Annotated in this window: 18 protein-coding genes; 10 read left to right on the forward strand and 8 right to left on the reverse strand. The window is 59.9% G+C overall.

Features of this window, described 5'->3' with window-relative positions:
• The coding region (locus ACQKP4_RS14705) for an ABC transporter permease subunit (RefSeq protein WP_427634208.1) at window positions 1-629 on the reverse strand (629 nt) is incomplete at its 3' end.
• Between the two features lie 232 nt (window positions 630-861).
• A complete protein-coding gene (locus tag ACQKP4_RS14710) occupies window positions 862-1,989 on the reverse strand; it encodes a branched-chain amino acid ABC transporter substrate-binding protein (RefSeq protein ID WP_427634210.1) in 1,128 nt (375 codons plus the stop codon).
• Window positions 1,990-2,339: 350 nt separating this feature from the next.
• On the opposite strand from ACQKP4_RS14710, the gene ACQKP4_RS14715 reads away from it, so the two are divergent.
• On the forward strand, window positions 2,340-2,645 hold the full coding sequence (locus ACQKP4_RS14715) for a DUF2288 domain-containing protein (protein ID WP_427634212.1): 306 nt from the start codon (window positions 2,340-2,342) through the stop codon (window positions 2,643-2,645).
• Between the two features lie 303 nt (window positions 2,646-2,948).
• On the opposite strand, the gene ACQKP4_RS14720 is transcribed toward ACQKP4_RS14715, so the two are convergent.
• From ACQKP4_RS14720 to ACQKP4_RS14730, 3 genes are all read right to left on the reverse strand, one after another.
• Window positions 2,949-5,150: a hypothetical protein gene (locus ACQKP4_RS14720; RefSeq protein ID WP_427634214.1), complete on the reverse strand. Its 2,202-nt coding sequence runs from the start codon at window positions 5,148-5,150 to the stop codon at window positions 2,949-2,951.
• Window positions 5,151-5,410: 260 nt separating this feature from the next.
• A complete protein-coding gene (locus ACQKP4_RS14725) occupies window positions 5,411-7,669 on the reverse strand; it encodes a putative bifunctional diguanylate cyclase/phosphodiesterase (protein ID WP_427634216.1) in 2,259 nt (752 codons plus the stop codon).
• Between the two features lie 159 nt (window positions 7,670-7,828).
• Window positions 7,829-8,182 carry a YkgJ family cysteine cluster protein gene (locus tag ACQKP4_RS14730; RefSeq protein WP_427634218.1) on the reverse strand — a complete coding sequence of 118 codons (354 nt, stop codon included), beginning with the start codon at window positions 8,180-8,182 and terminating at the stop codon, window positions 7,829-7,831.
• A 288-nt stretch (window positions 8,183-8,470) separates the two neighbouring features.
• Between ACQKP4_RS14730 and ACQKP4_RS14735 the strand changes: the two genes are divergently transcribed.
• Window positions 8,471-9,847: a spinster family MFS transporter gene (locus tag ACQKP4_RS14735; RefSeq protein WP_427634219.1), complete on the forward strand. Its 1,377-nt coding sequence runs from the start codon at window positions 8,471-8,473 to the stop codon at window positions 9,845-9,847.
• Window positions 9,848-10,032: 185 nt separating this feature from the next.
• On the opposite strand, the gene rapA is transcribed toward ACQKP4_RS14735, so the two are convergent.
• A complete protein-coding gene (gene rapA / locus ACQKP4_RS14740; RefSeq protein WP_427634221.1) occupies window positions 10,033-12,879 on the reverse strand; it encodes an RNA polymerase-associated protein RapA in 2,847 nt (948 codons plus the stop codon).
• 252 nt (window positions 12,880-13,131) lie between these two features.
• Between rapA and ACQKP4_RS14745 the strand changes: the two genes are divergently transcribed.
• The 3 genes from ACQKP4_RS14745 to ccoM all read left to right on the forward strand — a co-directional run bounded on the left by ACQKP4_RS14745 (window position 13,132) and on the right by ccoM (window position 13,965).
• Window positions 13,132-13,473 carry an aspartate-semialdehyde dehydrogenase gene (locus ACQKP4_RS14745; protein ID WP_427634223.1) on the forward strand — a complete coding sequence of 114 codons (342 nt, stop codon included), beginning with the start codon at window positions 13,132-13,134 and terminating at the stop codon, window positions 13,471-13,473.
• Window positions 13,474-13,545: 72 nt separating this feature from the next.
• Complete coding sequence (locus ACQKP4_RS14750; RefSeq protein ID WP_427634224.1) at window positions 13,546-13,707, forward strand: hypothetical protein; 162 nt, start codon at window positions 13,546-13,548, stop codon at window positions 13,705-13,707.
• A gap of 144 nt (window positions 13,708-13,851) precedes the next feature.
• Entirely contained in the window at window positions 13,852-13,965 is a 114-nt protein-coding gene (gene ccoM, locus ACQKP4_RS14755) for a cytochrome c oxidase subunit CcoM (protein WP_427634226.1), read from the forward strand.
• Between the two features lie 898 nt (window positions 13,966-14,863).
• Here ccoM and ACQKP4_RS14760 read toward each other — a convergent pair.
• Window positions 14,864-16,339 (reverse strand): inorganic phosphate transporter, encoded by a 1,476-nt coding sequence (locus tag ACQKP4_RS14760; protein ID WP_427634228.1) that lies wholly within the window; start codon window positions 16,337-16,339, stop codon window positions 14,864-14,866.
• A 377-nt stretch (window positions 16,340-16,716) separates the two neighbouring features.
• Window positions 16,717-16,917 carry a hypothetical protein gene (locus ACQKP4_RS14765; RefSeq protein WP_133837358.1) on the reverse strand — a complete coding sequence of 67 codons (201 nt, stop codon included), beginning with the start codon at window positions 16,915-16,917 and terminating at the stop codon, window positions 16,717-16,719.
• A gap of 673 nt (window positions 16,918-17,590) precedes the next feature.
• On the opposite strand from ACQKP4_RS14765, the gene pcaR reads away from it, so the two are divergent.
• The 5 genes from pcaR (at window position 17,591) to pcaF (ending at window position 22,969) form a co-directional block, all read left to right on the forward strand.
• The gene (pcaR, locus tag ACQKP4_RS14770; protein WP_427634230.1) at window positions 17,591-18,433 is read left to right on the forward strand and encodes a pca regulon transcriptional regulator PcaR; all 843 of its coding nucleotides are present in this window, start codon (window positions 17,591-17,593) and stop codon (window positions 18,431-18,433) included.
• A 139-nt stretch (window positions 18,434-18,572) separates the two neighbouring features.
• Complete coding sequence (locus tag ACQKP4_RS14775) at window positions 18,573-19,919, forward strand: MFS transporter (protein ID WP_427634232.1); 1,347 nt, start codon at window positions 18,573-18,575, stop codon at window positions 19,917-19,919.
• 211 nt (window positions 19,920-20,130) lie between these two features.
• A complete protein-coding gene (locus tag ACQKP4_RS14780) occupies window positions 20,131-20,988 on the forward strand; it encodes a CoA transferase subunit A (RefSeq protein ID WP_123507421.1) in 858 nt (285 codons plus the stop codon).
• Entirely contained in the window at window positions 20,985-21,767 is a 783-nt protein-coding gene (locus ACQKP4_RS14785) for a CoA-transferase subunit beta (protein WP_427634233.1), read from the forward strand. The genes ACQKP4_RS14780 and ACQKP4_RS14785 overlap by 4 nt, the downstream gene beginning before the upstream one ends.
• A complete protein-coding gene (pcaF, locus tag ACQKP4_RS14790) occupies window positions 21,764-22,969 on the forward strand; it encodes a 3-oxoadipyl-CoA thiolase (RefSeq protein WP_427634276.1) in 1,206 nt (401 codons plus the stop codon). Before ACQKP4_RS14785 ends, pcaF begins: the two co-directional genes overlap by 4 nt.
• The last annotated feature ends 27 nt before the right edge of the window (window positions 22,970-22,996 follow it).

Here is a 22,996-nt window from a genome sequence, read left to right on the forward strand (position 1 = left end):
ATCCGATCATTCAGGGATTGAATGTTTTCCTTATTAGTAGCCCACCATCCCACTGGATAAAGTCGACTCGCAAGGGCACGGCAGGCGCGACCCAGGCGAGAGCGGGAGATGAACAGCGTCAGGCCGAGCATGGCGACCAGGGTCACCACGAACACCACGATTTGCATATAGGAAATCAGCACTTCATGTGCGCCACCTGGCCCAAAGGCAATGTTGCCCGGAATCAGGTTGGGGATGGATTTGTCCTTGGAGTCTTGCGCCAGCAGAACCGTGTTCTGCAGGAAGATCGACATGCCGATGGCGGAAATCAGCGGGATCAGACGGTTGCTGCCACGCAAGGGGCGATAGGCGATCCGTTCGATGCTGTAGCCGTAGGCACTGGTCACGACGATCGTCGCGAGGAAAGCGGCGGTCATCAACAGCGGAACACTGTCGAGTCCCATCATGGTCAGCCCGGCGATGGCGATGAACGCCACGTAGGAGCCAATCATGTACACCTCGCCGTGAGCGAAGTTGATCATTCCAATGATGCCGTAAACCATCGTATAGCCGATGGCGATCAGGGCATACGTGCTGCCAATGGTCAGACCATTAACCAGCTGTTGGAAAAAGTGATAGATGTCAGGCATTACTGCGCTCCTAAAAACCTGATACGCATTTCACTGGTGGAGTCATTTTCCCGCTCGAGCCCCGTGGATCTGCATCCACTTCGAATTCGAGGATTGCCAGCGAACCGCTGATGACGGTTTTGAGATTTTCAGGTGGGGAGACTGGCGGATCACGCCAGCGCGGCCCTATACGTTCGTAAAACAAAGCCCACGGCACGCCGTGGGCTTTATTGGCAGTCAGTCAGGCATAGCCTTACTGAGGCGAAGCTTCAGTTTTTGGTTTGCCGAAGTGCCACTCGTAAACCACAAATTTGAAGTCTTTCAAGTCGCCCTTGGCGTCGAAGCTCAGGTCGCCGGTCGGGGTTTTGAAAGTGCCGGCGTGGATGGCAGCAGCCACTTTGGCGGTGTCTTCGGACTTGGCAGCCTTGATACCGTCAGCAATCACTTCCACCGCCGAGTAGGCCGGGAACACGAACGGACCGCTTGGGTCTTCTTTCTTCGCTTTGAACGCGTCAGCCAGGGCGATGTTGGCCGGATCCTGGTCGAAGGATTTCGGCAGGGTTACCAGCAGGCCTTCGGAAGCGTCTTTGGCGATCTGCGAAATGGAGTCGTTACCCACGCCTTCCGGACCCATGAACTTGGCTTTCAGGCCTTTTTCCTGGGCTTGACGCAGGATCAGGCCCAGCTCAGGGTGGTAGCCGCCGTAGTAAACGAAGTCGACGTTGGCTTGCTTGAGCTTGGCGATGATGGACGAGAAGTCCTTGTCGCCAGCGTTGATGCCTTCGAACACGGCGACTTTCACGCCATCTTTCTCGAGGGTCTGCTTAACGGCGGTGGCGATGCCTTCACCGTACTGCTGCTTGTCGTGCAAAACCGCAACGATTTTTGGTTTGACGAATTTGGCGATGTAGTTACCGGCGGCAGGGCCCTGGGCGCTGTCCAGACCGATAGTACGGAAGATCATTTTGTAACCGCGAGCGGTGATGTCCGGGCTGGTGGCAGCCGGGGTGATCATGATGATGCCTTCGTCTTCGTAGATGTCCGAAGCCGGTTGGGTGGAGCTGGAGCACAGGTGACCGACCACGAACTTGACGCCGTCGTTGACGACTTTGTTCGCGACCGCGACCGCTTGTTTTGGATCACAGGCGTCATCGTATTCAACGGCTTCGAGTTGCTTGCCGTCTACGCCGCCCTTGGCGTTGATTTGCTCGATGGCCATTTTGGCGCCACTGAACTGCATGTCGCCGTATTGGGCTACAGGACCGGTCTTAGGGCCGGCGATGCCGATCTTGATGGTGTCAGCTGCGAACGAATGGCTGGCAACCCCGGCCAGAACCATAGCGGCAAACAGTTTGGAAATCTGCTTAGTAGCCTTAGTCATAGTGCTCCACTCTTACTGTTGTAGTTTTTATAGTCCTGGTGCCGTAGCAGCAGAACCGGGTCAGATATCTTGGATATCCTCCGGAAAATGCCCCCGGCAACTGTACCGGTACAGTGTAGAGCGCCAATTGTTAGCCTGGGAAGCTGGCGTCGGGGGGCAAAACCTGAGGGTGTCGCTTTATTGAAAGAAAAAGACAGAATCGCGGCGGGATGTTAGCTGGCTAATTGCTTGATTCAGCGGCATTCCTTGGCTCTCCTGCTCTTTTCAATCGGTGACTCAATTGCATCCGGGTTTTTCTGACGGACCACCGACGTTATCATTCGCGTCGATTTCTTTTCCGGACAGCGCCCATGAATCAAGAACCTAGCACCCTCTATGCCAAGCTGCTTGGTGAAACCGCATCTATTACCTGGAAAGAGCTGGAGCCGTTCTTCGCCAAGGGTGCCCTATTGTGGGTCGACCCCGGGCTGGATTTGATTGTCGCGGCCGAAGCCGTAGCCACGGACGAAGGCGAGAAAGTCGCTGCCTGGCTGGCCGCCGACAAACTCGCCAAGCTGTCTGAAACGCGGGCGCTGGATCTTTTCGAACGTGATCCCGAGCTGTGGGCAGTGGTGGTTTCGCCGTGGATTTTGATCCAGGAAAGGGCGACGAGCTGAGGTCTTGCACTCTGTTGGTGCGTCTTTGCGTCAGGTGAAAGTGTGTAGGTGAGTAGCGTGCTGGCAGGTTGCCGTGGAGAAAGGCCACAGCCCGGTCTGGATGAGGGTGACGTGCACGTAACGGGAACAGTTTAACGAGCAGCCTTCGGGCTGCTTAATTGTTTCTGAATGTTGAGATTTGCGCTGAATGGCGGCTGCTTTCGCGAGCAAGCCCGCTTCCACATTTGATCGGCTTCCTTGGGCAGGATTGCGATCAACGGTGGGAGCGGGCTTGCTCGCGAATGGCCGAGAAACGGTCTTGCCTCAGATCGTAAAACTCTTGCCGGTATGGTTATTAAGGGAAATAACCTTGGTCTTGCCAATCCGGTGGCGGTAAATCTCACGCAGGTATTTGATCGCCTTCTTCACGCAGTCGCGCGACAGGCGAATGTCATTGATCGAGACAAACTTGTCCTTGTCGCTGATCAGCTCGCGGTACTTCTTCTCGTACATCGGTTTGATCGCGTACCAGTTGGTATCGAGGATCTTCGCCGGGTTCTCGAACTCGTTGAGCAAGTCGTCGATCCGGTCTTCGTCGAAGTCTTCGTTGATGATGAAGTCGAGGAGCGAGTTATCGAGCGTGTCGTCGAAGCGGTACGGGTTTTTCGCGAAGCAGCGCTTGATGAACGCGACGATCAGCGTCAGGAAGTCGTCCGACAGGCACGGGCTCTTGGCGATCAACGTGGTCAACGACAAGTTGGCCGACGCCCCGATCACCAGCGCATAGCGCTTGAGCGTGGTATTGGGGAACAGGCTGTTGAGGTGCGTCTTCAACCGGTTCAGGTCCATGTAGGACAGCTTGTAATCCTTGGGCAGCGACACAATCGACACCACCGACGAGCAGTTCTTGAAGAAGTGCAGGTCGTGCAGCGCGGCGGCGTCATAGCCGGAATTCTTGTATTGCTCCAGCGAGGCGCGATAACGCTTGGACTCGATCGGCAACAGGCTGATGCCCTCGATCGCCTGGGTCACTTTGTTGAAGTGCGGCAAGTCGATGGAGCGGAAGAACAAGTCGTCGATGTTCAGGCGCTGCGGCTCTTTCTCGAACACCTTGAACTTGTCGTTGCTCGGCGGTGGCGTTTCCGGCACCACGGACTCGGCGTAGGCAATCGCCACCGGGCCGGCCAGACTCATGAACAGGTCGTTGGCGTCGAGGCGAATGGTTTCGCCGATGTCGATGCCGGCGCGACGGAAATAGTTCTGGTCGTAGTCGGTCGTGACCGCTTGCGCCGTCAGAATGTTGAAGATCTGCTGGGAAATGTACTGGTTGGCGTGCTTTTCCATGGCGTTGACGTCGATGTTCTGAATGTTGCCGTCATCGCTTTCTTCGGCGTACCGCATGATGTCGTTGGAGATCAGCATCATCGCGTTCCATGGGCGGATACGGCCCATGACGCTGGCTTCGCTGCTGTCTTCGTTGTCGAAGTTGTAGGAGAAGTCCCATTCTTCCGACAGGTATTTGCATAACAGGCGACCGGCGTTGATGTGCAACGCCTCGGACATTTCACTGCGGTGGTCGGAAATGTTCGGCAGCACGCAGATGCCGCTGGTGAAGATCGGCTCGAAGACGAAGGAGTGACCGCTTTTGCCGTCGTGCTCATCCATCGGTTTGGTATCGAACGTCTTGTTCATGTACGAGTGCTGCTGGGCCAAGCCGAATTCGGAGGCCATGCCCGAACCGGTACCGCCGCCGGCACTGAAAATCGAGAAATACAGGCGCGACTGGTTGGCCTTGATGCCGCAGCTGTCGATCAGGTACGAGTGAATCATCTTCCAGTCGGGGCTGGAGAAACGCTGGGTGTCCTTGTTCAGGATGATCTTGGCCAGGTACTGACCGAGGATCGGCGCGTTACCGGCGCCACCGGCGTGGACTTCCGACAAGTCCATGATTTTCATCTTGCTGTAGTCGCGCAGGAAGCCGCTTTTTTCGCCCTTGCGCGAGAAGCGGATGCGACCGGCAATGTCTTTGTCCAGGTCGCCGAGCATCACCAGCGGCTCGACCAGGAACACCGGTTTGGTGGCCTTGTTCGGCCCCAGGCGCAGGTTGTTGCGGATCCATTGCGCCGGGCTGTAGCCCTTTTCGGCGAAGCGTTTGTCCGGCGACAGGCGGTCTTCGTTGTTGAATTCGTTGAGGTAGAACTTTCGGGCGTTGTACACCAGCTCCGCCACATCCAGCGCAATGTTGGAGCCGCAGCGACCGAGGCCGATCAGGCACACCGACGGGAATTCCTGGTCGTTGTGCTGTTCGTTGTCGCCTTCCATGTGCGGTGGACGCGGGAACACCATGTCACGCAGGCCGTCGAGGTTATCGAGGATGCGGTCGGTGTTGGTTTCGGTGAAATACAGGTATTGCTGACTGGCCAGCGGACGCGACGGGATCAATGGCTTCGACGGTGAGGGGCTGTTGGTCGCAGGGCTCAGTGTCAGATCGGAAACCGTAGTGGCCGGATTGTTTTTAGAAGTCATTGGGCGCCATGTACCTGGGCTGGGTGGCTCGGCGACAAAGGGTCACCGGACCTTCACGGAATAGGAACTCGCGACTTTTCAAGCGCGTATTTTGCCCAAGCGGTGTCACCAGGTTCGGCGTTTCGCTCGGGGGAATCCTTTCCTTAGTCATGATGAATCGGCCGATTTTCGGCGATCTTTAATCGTGAGGAGGCTAAATGATGTCAACCCGACCTTTGTTGGGGGTCGCCGAATTGAGACATTCTCCCGCGAGCAAGGGGTCAGCCACGCCGATCAGCGGATGGGGCGCACAACGGATGCGCTTGCAGGGGAGCGGGGGTACCGCGAGCCAGAGTCAGAGCGCTGACGCCGCGCGAGTGTTTGCGCTGGTTGATTTCGTTCAGGACCGGCCGCAACTCCTCCAGCGGCACCGGCCGGCTGAGCAGGTAACCCTGGACGTAATCGCAACCGTGGCGTTCAAGAAATTCGTATTGCTCGAGGGTCTCGACGCCTTCGGTGACCACCTGCAAATGCAGGGTGTGGGCCATGACAATAATGGCCTGGACGATCTCCATGTCCTGCGTGGCCTTGGGAATGTCCTGAATGAACGAGCGGTCGATTTTCAATGTGTTCAGTGGCAGGCGCTTGAGGTAGGCCAGGGACGAATAACCGGTGCCAAAGTCGTCGATGGACAGCGACACGCCGAGGGCACGAATCTGGCGCAGCAACACCAGTGTGTTGGCGATGTTGCCCATCAGCGCATTTTCGGTCACCTCCAGTTCCAGCCGTTGCGGCGCCACCCCGGACACCCGCAACGCGTGTTCGATTTCATCGGCCAGCTCTTCCCGGGCCAGGTTCAGGGGCGAGCAGTTCACCGCGATCTTCAGCGTTTCGCAGCCGCTGCGGGACAGCTCGCCCAAATCCTCGCAGGCTTTGCGCAGCACCCAGTTGTCCAGTTCGGCGATCAGGTCGTTGGCTTCGGCAATCGCGATAAATCGGTCCGGGGCCAGCAGACCGTGCACCGGGTGTTGCCAGCGAATCAGCGCTTCGAGTTTGGCCACCGTGCCGGTTTTCAGGTCATAGATCGGCTGGTAATACAGCACCAGCCCCGCTTCTTCGCGCAGGGCATGGCGCAGTTCTTCTTCCAGTTGCAGTTCCAGCGTGGCGCGGTTTTTCAGGTTGCAACTGAAGAAATTCAGGCCATTGCGGCCGCTGCCCTTGGACTGATACAGCGCCAGGTCGGCGTGTTTGAGCAATTCTTCGCAGGTGGTGCCGTCTTGCGGAAACAGGCTGATGCCGATGCTGGTCGTCATGACCATGCGCCGCCCGGACAGCTCGATGGGCTCTTTCATTTTCAGCATGATGCGCTGGGCCATGTGCCGCGCTTCTTCGCGGTCATGCAGGCTGATGAGGATGCAGAATTCATCGCCGCCGAACCGCGCGACCACGTCTTCGTGACCGCGTACCGAGCCTTTGATGTGGCTGGCGATGACTTTGAGCAGTTCATCCCCGGCGTCATGGCCGAGGCTGTCGTTGATGCGCTTGAAGTGGTCGATGTCGAGAAAGATCACCGCCAGCATCCCGCCTTCGTGGGTCTTCTCGAGCAGTTTCTCGGCGAAGATCTGGTTGAAGCCACGACGGTTGACCAGATTGGTCAAGGCGTCGTAGTGCGCCACCTGTTGCAGCGACAGTCGCGCCTGGTCGAGTTGACTGAGCAGGGTATTGACGCGTTGCAGGTCGCGTTCCTTGTGTTGCAGTTTTTTATCCGCCAGCGCCGCGCTGATGCAGCTGCCGATAATCAGCAACATGATCACCGCAATCATCAGGCCCAGTTGCAGGTGATTGTTTTCGGAGGGCAGGGCCATCGGTATGCCGGCGGGCAGCACCAGGTCCATCGCGGCCATGCCGGTGAAGTGCATGCTGACAATGCCGGCCCCCAGCACCAGGCTGGCGCTGTATTTGAACACTTGGTGAAACAGGCCGCTGCCGGTGCGCAAGTACCGGGACAGCAACAACGCGGCCAGCGCGGCCGCGATGGCGAAGGTGATCGACAAGGCAAACAGGCCCGGGTGGTAATAGGCCACGGCGTCCGAATGCAGGGCGGTCATGCCCACGTAATGCATCGTCGCGATGCCCAGGCCGATGAAGAGGGAAGCTTGCAGGTATTGGCGCAGGTTCAGGTGCGGATGACTCAACGTGTGCATCGCCAGCCACGAGGCGAGCAGCGCGACGGCCAGTGAGACGAGGGTGACTGGCAATTGGTAGTGGACCTGGATCGGCGTCTTGAAGGCGAGCATGCCGATGAAGTGCATGGCCCAGACTCCGCCGGCCAGGCAACCGGCGCCGACCCAGCACCACAGCCGTCGGGCGGAAGGTTTTTCGGCATGCCCGACACGTTCCGCCATGTCCAGCGTGGCGAAGGCTGCGGCGCAGGCGACGAGGTAAGCAATGGCCACCAGAATCGGCTCGTGGCTGCACTGGAGAATGACTTGGCCGCTCCGTGGCAACTCGGTAACAAAATGCAAACCAAGCCAATCCATAGCCATGCCCCATCAGGTCATCTGGCCGGCGACCTGCGCGCTGGCGAATGTCTTGAAGTATAGGTGCCTTGCACCGAGCGCAAGCCGTGATGGCATGTTGATGCTAATGATTTTGGTATTAATACAATAGCGATTGGCGCTAAGCCTCCAGCGCTGTGGTTATAGCGCTATTTCGTATTCCGGTTGCAAGGCCGGCAGGCCGAACGCGGCCCGCGCGGCGTCGCAATCGACGTTCGCTTCGCCATTGGCCCACGACGCATCGAACTCCCGGCAGGTGCTGGAACGCTGATCGTAAATCGAGCATTGCACGGTGCTGCCGACTTCGCCGACCAGCCCGACGCAGCGGGTCGGTTTACAGTCGGTGCCCAGCATGGCCACTCGGCTGGGGCTGATCGGCGCGACCAGTTCGTCGGGCACCGTACCCCCGGCCGAGGTGCATTCACCCCAGAAAAAAGACACGCGGAAATGAGAACAGCAGGCACCGCAATTCAGACACGGACTGGCTTCGGACATGGGCGATAGTCAAAGAGGGATGGGGGTAACGGTGAGGCAGACAAGGCCGCTATTCTAGGCTTCGCCCCGGACTTGGGAAGGGGGGCGGGCAGGTATATTTCAGCAGCCGGTCGGATGCTCGAACCCACCAAAAATCCACAGTGCGCTCCCACAGAGGGTCACTGTGCTGGGGCGGGTGCGATGGTCTGATATCAGGCTGGCAAATGATCGCAGACGCGGCGCTCGCGCGTGACTAGATTGCAGACTCCGGGGGCAGTGAAGCCTCATAACAATAAAAGAGACGGACCCATGCAGAACTCGACCCAAGCGGCGAATGCCTGGCGCATTCTGTTCCTGTTGTTTCTGGCCAACCTCTTCAACTTCTTCGACCGCACCATTCCGGCGATCATCATCGAGCCGATCCGTATGGAATGGCACCTCAGCGACTTTCAGCTGGGGATCGTCGGCACCGCATTCACCCTGGTCTACGCGATTGCCGGCCTGCCGTTGGGGCGCATGGCCGATACCGGTTCGCGTAGCAAATTGATGGGGTGGGGCCTGGCGGTGTGGAGCGGGTTGACGGCGGTCAACGGTCTGGTCGGCAGTTTCTGGGGCTTTCTGATCGTGCGCATGGGCATCGGCATTGGCGAGGCCAGTTACGCACCGGCTGCCAACTCGCTGATCGGCGACCTGTTCCCGGCGCACCGCCGCGCGCGGGCGATGGGTATCTTTATGCTGGGTCTGCCGCTGGGGCTGTTGCTGGCGTTCTTCACCATCGGCTGGATGGTCAAGGCGTTCGACAGCTGGCGTGCCCCGTTCTTCATCGCGGCGGTGCCGGGGCTGATCCTCGCGATCTTCATGTTCTTCATCAAGGAGCCGAAACGCGGCGCCGCAGAAACCGTGCAGATATCGCAGGAGCGCGTAGATCGGCCGATCCGCCGGGTGCTGGCGGTGCCGACGTTCTTGTGGCTGGTAATGGCCGGGCTGTGCTTCAACTTCGCAACGTATGCCTGCAACTCGTTTATGGTGCCGATGCTGCAACGTTACTTCCTGATGCCCTTGCAGGAAGCGGCAGTGGCGACCGGGGTGATCGTCGGCGTGACCGGGCTGTTCGGCCTGACGCTGGGCGGTTGGGTGGCAGACAAAATTCACCAGCGCGTCGCAAACGGACGGCTGTTGTTTGCCGCGTTCAGCCTGATCATTTCAACCGTGTGCACGGCGTGGGCGCTGCATTCGGGGCGGATCGAGATTGGCGTGTTTGTCGCGGTGTTCAGCGTCGGTTGGTTGTTCGCCTACAACTTCTACACCTGCGTCTATACGGCGATTCAAGACGTGGTCGAGCCACGCTTGCGGGCCACGGCGATGGCGTTGTTCTTTGCCGGGCTGTATTTGCTGGGCGGTGGTTTGGGGCCGGTGGTGGTGGGTGGTCTATCCGATCACTTCGCCCACACGGCGATGCTGGCGGAAGGCGCCGAGCAGATGACCGAGGCGTTCAAGGCAGTCGGCCTGCATGATGCGATGTACCTGATTCCGGTGGCTCTGTTCTTCACCATGGTGTTTCTGTTTCTGGCCTCGCGGTGTTTTGTGCGCGATGCGAAGCGAATGAAGGATGGGTTGGTAGCGGTAGTTGAGCCGCCAAGCCCTGTGGGCGCGAGGCTTGCCCGCGAAGGGAACACTGCGGTTTAGCTGAAAGACCGCGTTATCGTTCTTCGCGAGCAAGCCCGCTCCCACATTGGATTTTGTGTACACCACAGATCCCCTGTGGGAGCGGGCTTGCTCGCGAAGAGGCCATCAGCCGCAAAACAAAAACCAGGCATAAAAAAAGGCCCGCATCGCTGCGGGCCTTGTTTTTAAGCGGTGGAGCAGGGGACTTAACCCGCCACCAACACCCGAATCGCTTCCAGTCGCAACGCAGCCTTGTCGAGCATCGCCAGGCCTTGCTCGCGCTGGTTACGCAGTGCCACCAGTTCGCTGTCGCGCACGGTCGGGTTGACCGCTTGCAACGCGGTCAGGCGCGCCAGTTCTTCGTCGGTATCGGCCGCCAGACGACGCTGCGCCTCAGCCACGCGCTCGGCGTGACGCGGGAAGATCTTCTCTTCGCCGGCGTTGATCCGTGGCGTCAACTGATCGCGCTGGGCCTGGATGAACTTGTTGGCGCTGGCACGGGGCACGCTTTCCAGCTGATCGTTCAGGGTCTCGAACGAGACCCGGGCCGACAGGTCGTTGCCATTGGCATCGAGCAGGCAGCGCAAGGCGGCCGGCGGCAGGTAGCGACCCAGTTGCAGCGAGCGCGGGGCAACCACTTCGCTGACGTAGAGCAGTTCCAGCAACACGGTGCCCGGTTTCAGCGCCTTGTTCTTGATCAGCGCCACGGCGGTGTTGCCCATCGAACCGGACAACACCAGGTCCATGCCGCCCTGCACCATCGGGTGCTCCCAGGTGATGAACTGCATGTCTTCGCGAGACAGCGCCTGGTTGCGGTCGTAAGTGATGGTCACGCCTTCGTCGTCGCCCAGCGGAAAACTGGCGTCGAGCATTTTTTCGCTCGGTTTGAGGATCAGTGCGTTTTCCGAATGGTCTTCGCTGTCGATACCGAAGGCGTCGAACAGGGTTTCCATGTAGATCGGCAGGGTGAATTGATCGTCTTGCTCGAGGATGTCCTCGACCAGCGCATCGCCTTCGCCAGCGCCGCCGGAATTGAGTTCCAGCAAGCGGTCGCGGCCGGTGTGCAGCTCGGCTTCCAGACGCTCACGCTCGCTGCGGGCTTCGTCGATCAGCGCTTGCCACTCGCCGTCGTCGGCGTTTTCCAGCAGGGGCAGCAGGCGCGGGCCGAACTGATGCTGCAAGGCGTTACCGGTCGGACAGGTATTGAGGAACGCGTTCAGCGCTTCGTGATACCACTGGAACAAGCGCTCTTGCGGGCTGGTTTCCAGGTACGGCACGTGCACTTCGATGATGTGCTTCTGGCCGATCCGGTCCAGACGGCCGATACGCTGCTCCAGCAGGTCCGGGTGCGCCGGCAGATCGAACAGCACCAGGTGGTGCGAGAACTGGAAGTTGCGACCTTCACTGCCGATTTCCGAACAGATCAGCACTTGCGCGCCAAATTCTTCATCGGCGAAGTAGGCGGCGGCGCGGTCACGTTCGAGGATGTTCATGCCTTCATGGAACACCGTGGCCGGGATGCCGGAGCGCACGCGCAGCGCGTCTTCGAGGTCCATGGCGGTTTCGGCGTGGGCGCAGATCACCAGCACTTTGGTGCGCTTGAGCATTTTCAGCTGATCGATCAGCCACTCGACGCGCGGGTCGAATTTCCACCAGCGTTCTTCTTCGTTGGCGTCCGGCTGAGCCTGGAAGCTGACTTCCGGGTACAGCTCGGCGTGATCGCCCAGCGGCAGTTCGAGGTATTCGTCGGGGCACGGCAGCGGGTACGGGTGCAGCTTGCGTTCCGGGAAACCCTGCACGGCGGCGCGGGTATTACGGAACAGCACGCGGCCGGTGCCGTGGCGGTCAAGCAGCTCGCGCACCAGACGGGCGCTGGCTTCGGTGTCGCCATCGTTCACGGCGGTCAGCAGGGCTTCGCCTTCATTGCCGAGGAAACCGTGAATGGTCTTGTGTGCTTCCGGCGACAGGCGCCCCTTGTCCAGCAGCTCCTGAACGGCTTCGGCCACCGGGCGATAGTTTTCGCTCTCGGCGCGGAAAGCGGCCAGATCATGGAAACGGTTGGGATCGAGCAGGCGCAGACGCGCGAAGTGGCTGTCCTGGCCCAGTTGCTCCGGGGTGGCGGTCAGCAGCAGCACGCCGGGAATGACTTCGGCCAGTTGCTCGACCAGCGAATATTCCGGGCTGGCCTTGTCTTCGTGCCAGACCAGGTGGTGAGCTTCGTCGACCACCAGCAAATCCCAGCCGGCGGCAAACAGCGCGTCCTGGGCTTTTTCATCGTCGACCAGCCATTCAAGGGCCACCAGCGCGAGCTGGGTGTCTTCGAACGGGTTGGCGGCATCGCTTTCGATGAAGCGTTCTTCGTCGAACAGCGCGACTTGCAGGTTGAAGCGGCGGCGCATCTCGACCAGCCACTGATGCTGGAGGTTTTCCGGCACCAGGATCAGCACGCGGTTGGCGCGGCCCGACAGCAGTTGGCGATGGATCACCAGACCGGCTTCGATGGTTTTGCCCAGGCCCACTTCGTCGGCCAGCAGAACGCGCGGTGCAATGCGGTCGGCGACTTCACGGGCAATGTGCAGTTGGTGCGCGATCGGTTGCGCTCGCACGCCGCCCAGGCCCCACAGCGCGGACTGCAATTGGCGGCTGGTGTGTTCCAGGGTGTTGTAGCGCAGGGAGAACCAGGCCAGCGGATCGATCTGCCCGGCGAACAGACGGTCGCTGGCCAGACGGAACTGGATGAAGTTCGACAGCTGGGTTTCCGGCAGGGTGACCGCTTCGTTCTGGGCGTTGAGACCGTGGTAGACCAACAGGCCATCGACGTCGTCGACCTGCTGGACGGTCAGCTTCCAGCCTTCGAAATGAGTGATGGAGTCCCCCGGCGAAAATCGCACGCGGGTAAGGGGCGCATTCCTTAGCGCGTACTGGCGAGTTTCGCCAGTGGCCGGATAGAGCACGGTCAACAAGCGGCCGTCCTGTGCCAGAACGGTGCCCAAACCCAGCTCGGCTTCGCTGTCACTGATCCAGCGTTGCCCCGGTTGATACTGCTGCGCCATGCTGCCTGACTCCCACCTTGAAAAAGCGGGCTATCTTAACGGAATCGGACCTGCAGACCAAAAGGTTTACGGCGCAGGAGCTGCCGAACGCTACGAACTTTTGATCTTGGGGAACGCTTGAGTTCTGTGGTGTCCGATAAAAGATCGCGGCCTGCGGCAGCGCCTGCAGTGCCAAACGGGTCACAGTTTACGACCGATGGCTCAAGTCGCCATCCCCGCAGCCGACAGCTTGCTGACAGGAGACTAATAATTATGCTGCTTCCGATGCTCCCCTTGAGTGCCGTGCCGATCACTTCACAGCAGGACCCGATCCGCCAGCGCCCGGACATTCCGCCTGTGGTGCCGGTGCAGGAAAGCTCCAACGAAAGCACGATCGACTTGCAGCAGCGCGACCCGGAAGAGGCGGCGTTCCAGCTGCGCGAGGAACAGCGCCGCAAACTTGAGCGTGACCGGCGGCGCCGTGAGGCGGATGACGATCCCGAGGAGCATCTGGCGATTCCTGGCGATGAGCTTAATGCTGACAACACGGTGCCGGTGGCGCCGTTGATGGAGGATCAGCCGCGTCAGGGGTTGTGGGTCGATATTCAGATTTGAGCGGGTGGCTGTTCAGCGCTGCCGTCAGACTGCATTATTGCGCCACACCCGTTAAGCGATGTATTGAGCACCATGAGCCAAGACGACAAGTTGATTGACCTCGATTCCGAACGCGCCAAGCGGGTTCATGACCTTAATGAAAAGCGGCTGAATGAAGTGCGTCAGGCGTTTGAGCAGGCGATGCCGTTGGGTAAAGCCAAGAAGAAGTCGAAGAACAAGCCGAAAAAGCGCTGATACACCCTGCATCTTTTGATGCAGGTCAGTTATTTCCCCTCCTTTGCGCCCTGTCTCGGGCGATATTGATCCTGGTCAATTTTCTCTTTCGCCTGTTTGGTTAACTTGGCCCTATCGCAACAGGGCAAGTCCAGGAGGCCCGTCATGTTTTTCGACAACGTGGTGATCGCCGGGGTGCTGACTGTCAGCCTCATGGTTGTGTTTTTCGCTGGGTTTGGGTTTTTTATCTGGAAGGACTCGCAGAAGCGCAAGCCGTAGTTCTTTCTGGATGTAATGAGCACGCAAGGCATTTTGGGCAACTTCGGTTGCCCTTTTTTTTGTCTGCGATTTGGTGAGGGGGGCTTTTGTGAAATTGAGTCTGCTTGAGAAGGTGGTCTTTTTATTGATGTACACAGTTCAAAGTGTGGGAGCTGGCTTGCCTGCGAAAGCGGTCTGAAGGCTGGCCAATTTCTTTCAGGTGTACATATCCATTCCTGCGGTAACGGCTACTTATGGTTTCGCTCTTACAGCGAGTCCCTTTTTCAAACGCCAAAAAGGAACCAAAAGGCTTCGCCCCGGCGTCCGGCCCCTCGCTGGGGCTCGGCGTTCCTTCGCTCCGGTGTCCATCTGGGGACATCGCCTACGGTTTGCTTCGCTGCACCTCCTCTCGATGTGTGCGGCTTCGCCGCACGGCGCTACGCGCCTGATCCCCAGATGCACACCTCCACTCAGCCTCCCGAAGGGGCGGGCAGATCAAAAGCTGCAGGCGAGCTAACGCTCGGCCTGATGAGTGGTGAAGGTCAACAGCGGGTTTGCGGCGTTTTGATTTTTGTGGGAGCGGGCTTGCTCGCGAAGGCGGCCTGACAGCCGACCAATCACTCCCAGCCGCACCCCATCCCCACTGTGGGAGCTGGCTTGCCTGCGAAGGCGGCCTGCCAGCCGACCAATCACTCCCAGCCGCACCCCATTCCCCTGTGGGAGCTGGCTTGCCAGCGAAGACTACCCAACAGCCAACCAATCACTCCCAGATACACCCCATTCCCCTGTGGGAGCTGGCTTGCTCGCGATGACGTCCGCACGGTCAACCCATCTCTTACAAAAGACCGGCAATGCCGAATTGCTGACAATAAAAAGGCGCGAACCTCACGGAACGCGCCTTTTCTGTCGCAGCAATAAATCAGCTGCCCAGTGCCTTCGATGCCAGCCAGAACAGGCCGGCCGACAGGGCCACTGTGGCTGGCAGGGTCAGGACCCAGGCCAGCAGGATGGTTTTGACGGTGCCGCCTTGCAGGCCGCTTTTGTTGGCGACCATGGTGCCGGCCACGCCTGAAGACAGGACGTGGGTGGTCGAGACTGGCAGGCTGAAGATGTTGGCCAGGCCGATCAGGCTTGCGGTGGTGATTTGCGCCGACATGCCTTGAGAGTACGTCATGCCTTGCTTGCCGATCTTCTCGCCGATGGTCAGTACCACGCGTTTCCAGCCAATCATGGTGCCGAGGCCCAGGGCCAGGGCGACGGCCAGAATCACCCAGAACGGGGCGTATTCGGTGGTGGTGGTCAGGTCTTTACGCAGTTTGTCCAGGTCAGCCTTTTCACGGGCTCCGAGGCCAGGCAACTTGCCGACTTTCTTCGCCGTGTCGTCCAGGCAGAGCAGGTAGCGACGAACTTCAATGCGGCTTTCCGAGGTCAGCGAGTGGTAATCCGCTACGCCTTTTAGGGTGCCGAGCAGGGCGGTGATGGTCGGTTCGGTCTGTTGCGGGTTGCAACGGAATTTCTCCGGCAGATCACCTTCCACGCTTTTGCCCAAGGCCAGGTATTCACCCAGGGTGTCGGCGTTGCGCTTGTAGAACTGGCTCAGGTGCAGCGTCGCATCGCGGGTGCGTTCGATCTGGTAAGTGGTGCTGCTCAGGTCGAGGACGAACTGCGCCGGCACGATACCGATCAGCACCAGCATGATCAGGCCGATACCTTTCTGGCCGTCGTTGGAGCCGTGCACGAAGCTCACGGCCATGGCCGAAATAACCAGTACCAGGCGATTCCAGAACGGCGGGTGCTTTTTGTCGTCGAGCTTGCGGCGCTGGTCCGGTGTCTTGTGCATCTTCGACAGGGGACGCCACCATTTAAGGCCGATCAGGATCAGCGCGGCGACCAGGAAACCCGCCATCGGCGAGAACACCAGCGAAGCACCGATATCGATCGCTTTCTGCCAGTTCACGCCGTCGGCCAACGGAATGTCGTTGATCAACGCGTTGGCGAGGCCGACACCGAGGATCGAGCCGATCAGCGTATGGGAACTGGAGGCCGGGATACCGAAGTACCAGGTGCCCAGGTTCCAGGTGATGGCGGCGGCGAGCAAAGAGAACACCATGGCCAGTCCATGACCGGTGTTCACATTGATCAGCAGCTCGACCGGCAGCAGGTGGACGATGGCATACGCCACGCCAACGCCGCCCAGCAGCACGCCGAGGAAGTTGAACACACCGGAAAAGAACACCGCCAGATGAGGCGGCATGGCTTTGGTGTAGATAACGGTGGCCACCGCGTTAGCGGTGTCATGAAAGCCGTTGATGAACTCGAAGGCGAGGACAAAGGCCAGGGCGAGCAAGAGGCTCACAAGCACCCAAGCATCCAGTCCGCTGAATAAATCGATCATGAAGGTTTTCTGACCCGGTCATAAGGGGGCGCGATTATGCCAGAAAAGACGGTTAATCGATGCACTAGCTGCTCATCGGTAACATTCTTCAACGAATTAGTTTCTGACAATAGATCAGGCTCGCGGTTTCTGCCGGGTGTCGCAAGCCATTGAATTTCGGTGCAAAGGCAACAGGCACAGGGGTTTCTCTCGCGGAGTCGAGAGGCTTCGATGCTTGTATGAAATATCTGAGAAGAGGGTCGGATATGAGCCATTCCCCTCATCCGATGGCTGAGGTGGCCGCTGCCCGCTTGTAACGGGCGCGAATGGCTTCATCGCTACCACCCGCTTTTAACGGGTGCCGACGCAGACCCTTGATAGGAAACAGGCCGAGGCGGTCAAGGCTCTTCGGCTTTGAGTTCCTTTTCCATCTTCTGCAATTCCTGGGTAAAGGCCTGATCCTGAACGGTGGCGCGTTTACGCCAGGGTTTGCGTTCGGGTTCTGGCTGGGCGGCGTAGGTGGTGACTTCCCCGCCGTAAACATCCTTGTAACGTTGTTCCTGGCGCTCAAGTTCCGCGCGCAGTTCGTCTTTCGTCACAGTGCTACCTGTATGAGTTGAGATTAATTCCGGTGAAACGCGCTGCACCGTGTCGATTGTCCACGCTCGTAGAAAGGACGCTGCCCAAGCAGGCAACTTTTGACGGCATGTGAACAATACTTCCATGTTGCAGGCGGCCACGACACCAGAGAAAACAGCTGACGCAGCATCAGGTTCCTGTTGCAGCAAGCACATTGGCGACGTCTATGAAATGAGCGTCAGGCACTTGTTGCGGGCAACGGCGATGGGACATCGAGTTGCCGGGTGACGGAGTCGGTGGATAAACAGCCGATTCGCCACTGGGTGGCATTATAGCGGTCGATTTGAATAACACTATCTCCGTGCTGTTAAAAGTAGTTCTCCATGTGTGATTGTTTTGTTACCCACAAGTTTCAACCGCAACTACAACGTCAAGCCTGGCAGTTGGTGGCGATGTCTTTCTGGCGCCATTAAGCCGAACAAGTTTGTGCCGTTACATCGTCTTTTAAAGGGAGCAGGCCAATAAGTTTAAAAACATGCAGGCCAGGGGTGATGAGCGGTCGGTCACGGGCGGGCGCTGATTGCGATTATCGGTTGACGGTTCGATAATCGCCCAGTCTGGCCGGTCCGATCTTGTGTGTCGGGGCCGGAGCCGTCTGTAATAGCCGCTGATCCGTGTAGGAAAGGACCCGATATGAACGATCAAATGCGCAATTCCTTCGCTTCAGTGGCGCCGCCCATCGTCGCCTCACCCGCCAAGCGAATTCAGGCCCTGACCGGCGACCCGGATTTCATGACTTCGCTGGCCCGGGGCCTGGCGGTGGTGCAAGCGTTTCAGGAGCGCAAGCGCCACCTGACCATCGCGCAGATCAGCCACCGCACGGAAATCCCCCGCGCCGCGGTTCGACGTTGCCTGCACACCCTGATCAAACTCGGCTACGCCACCACCGACGGCCGCACTTATTCGCTGCTGCCCAAGGTATTGACGTTGGGTCATGCCTATTTATCCTCGACCCCGTTGGCCGTATCGGCCCAGCCGTACCTGGACCGCATGAGCGAGCAACTGCACGAGGCGTGCAACATGGCCACGCTGGAAGGGGATGACATTTTGTACATCGCGCGCTCGGCCACCACTCAGCGGCTGATTTCCGTTGATCTTTCCGTCGGTGGACGCTTGCCGGCGTATTGCACGTCGATGGGGCGAATTCTGCTCGCCGCGCTGGACGACACGTCGCTGGGCGAATACCTCGATCACGCGGAACTTCAAGCCAAGACCAGCCGCACCCTGCACACGCCCGAGGCGTTGCTCGAATGCCTGCAAGCAGTACGGCAGCAAGGCTGGTGCATCGTCGATCAGGAACTGGAACAAGGCCTGCGCTCGATTGCCGTGCCGGTGTACGACGCGTCCGGCCAGGTCGTCGCGGCGCTGAACGTCAGCACCCACGCCGGTCGCGTCAGCCGCAACGAACTGGAACAACGCTTCCTGCCAGGGCTGCTCAGCGCCAGCCGCGACCTCAGCGCGCAACTGTTTGCCTGAGCCCTTTCTTCAAGTTGTTCGATAAACGCACAGAGTCGCGTTTATCGAATTGACGCTCTTTCCCCAAGGTCATTACTGTCGCCGCAGCGCCAGCCCAGGCTGGCACCGTCCGACTGCGTTCTTGCGTGGAATAAAAATAATGAACCAGCCCCAGTCTGCTGTAGGAAACTGCCTCGACGTGCAGTCCTTCATCAATGCTCAACCCATTTCGCGCTACCAGTGGCGGGTGGTGATTCTGTGTTTCCTGATTGTTTTCCTCGATGGCCTCGACACCGCGGCGATGGGTTTCATCGCGCCTGCCTTGTCCCAGGACTGGGGCATCGACCGCGCCAGCCTCGGCCCGGTGATGAGTGCCGCGTTGATCGGCATGGTCTTCGGCGCACTGGGTTCCGGCCCGTTGGCTGATCGTTTCGGGCGAAAAGTAGTACTGGTGGGCGCGGTGTTGTTGTTTGGCGCGTTCAGCCTGGCTTCCGCTTACAGCACCAATGTCGATCAATTGCTGGTGTTGCGCTTCCTCACCGGCCTGGGCCTGGGCGCCGGTATGCCGAACGCCACCACACTGCTGTCGGAATACACCCCGGAGCGCAAAAAATCGCTGCTGGTGACCAGCATGTTCTGCGGCTTCAACCTCGGCATGGCGGGCGGCGGGTTCATCTCGGCCAAGCTGATCCCGGCGTTCGGCTGGCACAGCTTGTTGCTGATCGGCGGGATTTTGCCGCTGATCCTCGCGGTCGTCCTGTGGTTCTGGCTGCCGGAATCGGCGCGGTATCTGGTCGTGCGCAATCGTGGCACCGACAAGGTGCGCAAGACCCTGGCGCCGATCGAGCCGTCAATCGTCGCGCAGGCGTCGAGCTTCAGTGTGCCGGAACAGAAAACCGTAAAGGCGCGCAATGTGTTCGCGGTGATTTTCTCCGGTACCTACAGCGCGGGCACGTTGCTGCTGTGGCTGACCTATTTCATGGGGCTGGTGATCGTTTACCTGCTGACCAGTTGGCTGCCGACGCTGATGCGCGACAGTGGCGCGAGCATGGAGCAAGCGGCATTCATCGGCGCGTTGTTCCAGTTCGGCGGGGTGTTGAGTGCGGTGGGCGTGGGCTGGGCGATGGACCGGTTCAATCCGCACAAGGTCATCGGCGTTTTCTACTTGCTCGCCGGGGTGTTTGCCTACGCGGTGGGGCAGAGCCTGGGCAATATCACGATTCTGGCGACCCTGGTGCTGGTGGCCGGGATGTGTGTCAACGGTGCGCAATCGGCGATGCCGTCGTTGGCGGCGCGGTTTTATCCAACCCAAGGGCGCGCGACCGGTGTGTCGTGGATGCTCGGGATTGGCCGCTTCGGCGCGATCCTCGGTGCGTGGATGGGCGCGACGCTGCTTGGGCTGGGCTGGAATTTCGAGCAAGTGCTGACGGCGCTGGTGATTCCGGCGGCGGTGGCGACGGCGGCGGTGCTGATCAAGGGCATGGTCAGTCATGCGGATGCGACCTGAGGGAGGTTTCCAGTTCTTCGTTGAGTGTCCGGGCGACGTTCCGACGAAGCTTTAATGATCGATAGCCACATGACAATCCGTTCGATAAACGAACACTTAGTCGATTATCGGATTGTTTGGCGTTTTTCACGGGCTTACTCTTCAGTCATTCCGGCGCTCGCATCGCGCCTTTTATCCACTGTCGGTTGATAACAAAACGGGAGCCTGCCCCATGGCTGAAATCCTTTCGCTGCACGACGCGGTGAAGCAGTTCGTAAACGACGGCGATACCGTCGCGCTCGAAGGTTTCACGCATCTGATTCCTACGGCGGCGGGCCACGAAATCATTCGTCAGGGCAAGAAAGATCTGACGCTGGTGCGGATGACGCCTGACCTGATCTACGACCAGTTGATCGGCGCCGGTTGTGCTCGCAAGCTGATTTTCTCCTGGGGCGGCAACCCCGGCGTCGGTTCGCTGCACCGCCTGCGCGACGCGGTCGAGAAGCAATGGCCGCACCCACTGGAAATTGAAGAACACAGCCACGCCGACCTGGCCAATGCCTACGTGGCTGGCGCCTCCGGCCTACCGTTCGCGGTGCTGCGGGCCTACGCCGGTTCGGACCTGCCAAAGGTCAACCCGCTGATCAAAACCGTGACCTGCCCGTTCACCGGCGAAGTGTTGGCCGCCGTGCCTTCGGTGCGTCCGGACATCACCGTGATCCACGCGCAGAAAGCCGACCGCAAGGGCAACGTGCTGCTGTGGGGCATTCTCGGCGTACAGAAAGAAGCCGCGCTGGCCGCCAAGCGTTGCATCGTCACCGTTGAAGAAATCGTCGACGACCTCAATGCGCCAATGAACTCCTGTGTGCTGCCGACCTGGGCCTTGAGCGCCGTATGCCACGTTCCTGGCGGCGCGCATCCGTCCTACGCGCACGGTTACAACGAGCGCGATAACCGTTTCTACCAGGCCTGGGACCCGATTGCCCGCGACCGTGAAACCTTCACCGCGTGGATCAACGAGTACATCCATGGCTGCGCTGACTTCAGCGAGTTCCAGGCCAAGCTGGCCGCTGCTTCGGAGGCCAAGTGATGGCTTACACGACCAATGAAATGATGACCGTCGCCGCCGCTCGCCGGCTGAAGAACGGTTCGGTGTGCTTCGTCGGTATCGGCCTGCCGTCGAAAGCGGCCAACCTGGCGCGGCTGACTTCCTCGCCGGACGTGGTGCTGATCTACGAATCGGGTCCGATCGGTGCCAAGCCGAGCGTACTGCCGCTGTCGATTGGTGACGGTGAGCTGGCGGAAACCGCTGACACCGTGGTGCCGACCGGTGAGATTTTTCGCTATTGGTTGCAGGGCGGGCGCATCGACGTCGGTTTTCTCGGTGCGGCGCAAGTCGACCGTTTCGGCAACATCAACACCACCGTCGTCGGCGATTACCACCAGCCCAAAGTGCGCCTGCCGGGTGCCGGTGGCGCGCCGGAGATCGCCGGCTCCGCCAAGAGCGTGTTGATCATCCTTAAACAGTCGGCGCGTTCCTTCGTCGACAAGCTCGACTTCATTACCTCGGTCGGCCATGGCGAGGGCGGCGATTCGCGCAAGCGTCTTGGCCTGCCGGGCGCCGGTCCGGTCGGCATCATCACCGACCTGTGCATCATGGAGCCGGAAGCCGAGACCCACGAATTTGTGGTCACGGCACTTCATCCGGGCGTGACCCGTGAGCAAGTGGTCGCTGCCACCGGTTGGTCGATTCGGTTCGCCGCCACGGTTGAACACACGGCCGAGCCCACCGCGATTGAACTCAAAGCGCTGCGGGATCTGGAAGCCCGCACGGCGGCCGCCCACGGCCAAGCGCCGGGAGAAGCCTGATGCGCGACGTTTATATCTGCGACGCAATTCGCACGCCCATCGGCCGTTTCGGCGGTGGCCTGTCGACGGTTCGTGCCGATGACCTGGCCGCTGTGCCGATCAAGGCCTTGATGGCGCGCAATCCCTCAGTGGACTGGAACGCGGTCGACGAAGTGTTCCTCGGTTGCGCCAACCAGGCCGGCGAAGACAACCGCAACGTTGCGCGCATGGCGCTGTTGCTGGCGGGGCTGCCGGAAACCATTCCGGGCGTGACCCTCAACCGTCTCTGCGCTTCGGGCATGGACGCCATCGGCACCGCGTTCCGCGCCATCGCCAGTGGCGAAATGGAGCTGGCGATTGCCGGTGGCGTCGAATCGATGTCCCGCGCGCCATTCGTGATGGGCAAGGCCGACGCGGCGTTCTCGCGCTCCATGAAGCTGGAAGACACCACCATCGGCTGGCGTTTCATCAACCCGTTGATGAAGGCGCAATACGGCGTCGATGCGATGCCGCAGACCGCCGACAACGTGGCCGACGATTACCAAGTGTCCCGCGCCGATCAGGACGCGTTTGCCTTGCGCAGCCAGCAGCGCGCCGCCGCCGCGCAGGCCGCAGGATTTTTTGCTGAAGAAATCGTTGAAGTGCGGATTGCCCACAAGAAAGGGGACACCGTCGTCAGCCAGGACGAGCATCCGCGCGCCGACACCACGCTGGAAACCCTGGGCAAGCTCAAACCGGTCAACGGCCCCGACAACACGGTGACGGCCGGCAATGCCTCCGGTGTGAACGATGGCGCTGCGGCGTTGATTCTGGCCTCGGCCGAAGCCGTGCAAAAGCACGGCTTGACCGCCCGCGCCAAAGTGCTGGGCATGGCCAGCGCCGGTGTTGCGCCTCGGGTGATGGGCATCGGCCCGGTGCCGGCGGTGCGCAAACTGACCGAACGCCTCGGTTTGGCCGTCAGTGATTTTGACGTGATCGAACTCAACGAAGCATTCGCCAGCCAGGGCCTGGCGGTGCTGCGTGAACTGGGTCTGGCGGATGACGCCGCGCAGGTCAACCCGAACGGCGGCGCCATCGCGCTCGGTCATCCGTTGGGCATGAGCGGTGCGCGTCTGGTGCTGACCGCGTTGCATCAGCTTGAAAAGACTCAAGGCAAGAAAGGTCTGGCGACCATGTGCGTCGGCGTCGGCCAAGGTCTGGCACTGGCGATCGAACGCGTCTGACCGCCGCCGACCAATAAGAACAGAGGA

This window comes from Pseudomonas sp. NPDC086278, from assembly GCF_050280905.1.
Lineage (GTDB): Bacteria > Pseudomonadota > Gammaproteobacteria > Pseudomonadales > Pseudomonadaceae > Aquipseudomonas.

What these genes read in the sequence shown, in the direction of transcription:
- ACQKP4_RS14710 (WP_427634210.1), bottom strand. Translation starts at nt 1,989, where the DNA reads ATGACTAAGGCTACTAAGCAGATTTCCAAACTGTTTGCCGCTATGGTT.
- ACQKP4_RS14715 (WP_427634212.1), top strand. Translation starts at nt 2,340, where the DNA reads ATGAATCAAGAACCTAGCACCCTCTATGCCAAGCTGCTTGGTGAAACC.
- ACQKP4_RS14720 (WP_427634214.1), bottom strand. Translation starts at nt 5,150, where the DNA reads ATGACTTCTAAAAACAATCCGGCCACTACGGTTTCCGATCTGACACTG.
- ACQKP4_RS14725 (WP_427634216.1), bottom strand. Translation starts at nt 7,669, where the DNA reads ATGGATTGGCTTGGTTTGCATTTTGTTACCGAGTTGCCACGGAGCGGC.
- ACQKP4_RS14730 (WP_427634218.1), bottom strand. Translation starts at nt 8,182, where the DNA reads ATGTCCGAAGCCAGTCCGTGTCTGAATTGCGGTGCCTGCTGTTCTCAT.
- ACQKP4_RS14735 (WP_427634219.1), top strand. Translation starts at nt 8,471, where the DNA reads ATGCAGAACTCGACCCAAGCGGCGAATGCCTGGCGCATTCTGTTCCTG.
- rapA (WP_427634221.1), bottom strand. Translation starts at nt 12,879, where the DNA reads ATGGCGCAGCAGTATCAACCGGGGCAACGCTGGATCAGTGACAGCGAA.
- ACQKP4_RS14745 (WP_427634223.1), top strand. Translation starts at nt 13,132, where the DNA reads ATGCTGCTTCCGATGCTCCCCTTGAGTGCCGTGCCGATCACTTCACAG.
- ACQKP4_RS14750 (WP_427634224.1), top strand. Translation starts at nt 13,546, where the DNA reads ATGAGCCAAGACGACAAGTTGATTGACCTCGATTCCGAACGCGCCAAG.
- ccoM (WP_427634226.1), top strand. Translation starts at nt 13,852, where the DNA reads ATGTTTTTCGACAACGTGGTGATCGCCGGGGTGCTGACTGTCAGCCTC.
- ACQKP4_RS14760 (WP_427634228.1), bottom strand. Translation starts at nt 16,339, where the DNA reads ATGATCGATTTATTCAGCGGACTGGATGCTTGGGTGCTTGTGAGCCTC.
- pcaR (WP_427634230.1), top strand. Translation starts at nt 17,591, where the DNA reads ATGAACGATCAAATGCGCAATTCCTTCGCTTCAGTGGCGCCGCCCATC.
- ACQKP4_RS14775 (WP_427634232.1), top strand. Translation starts at nt 18,573, where the DNA reads ATGAACCAGCCCCAGTCTGCTGTAGGAAACTGCCTCGACGTGCAGTCC.
- ACQKP4_RS14780 (WP_123507421.1), top strand. Translation starts at nt 20,131, where the DNA reads ATGGCTGAAATCCTTTCGCTGCACGACGCGGTGAAGCAGTTCGTAAAC.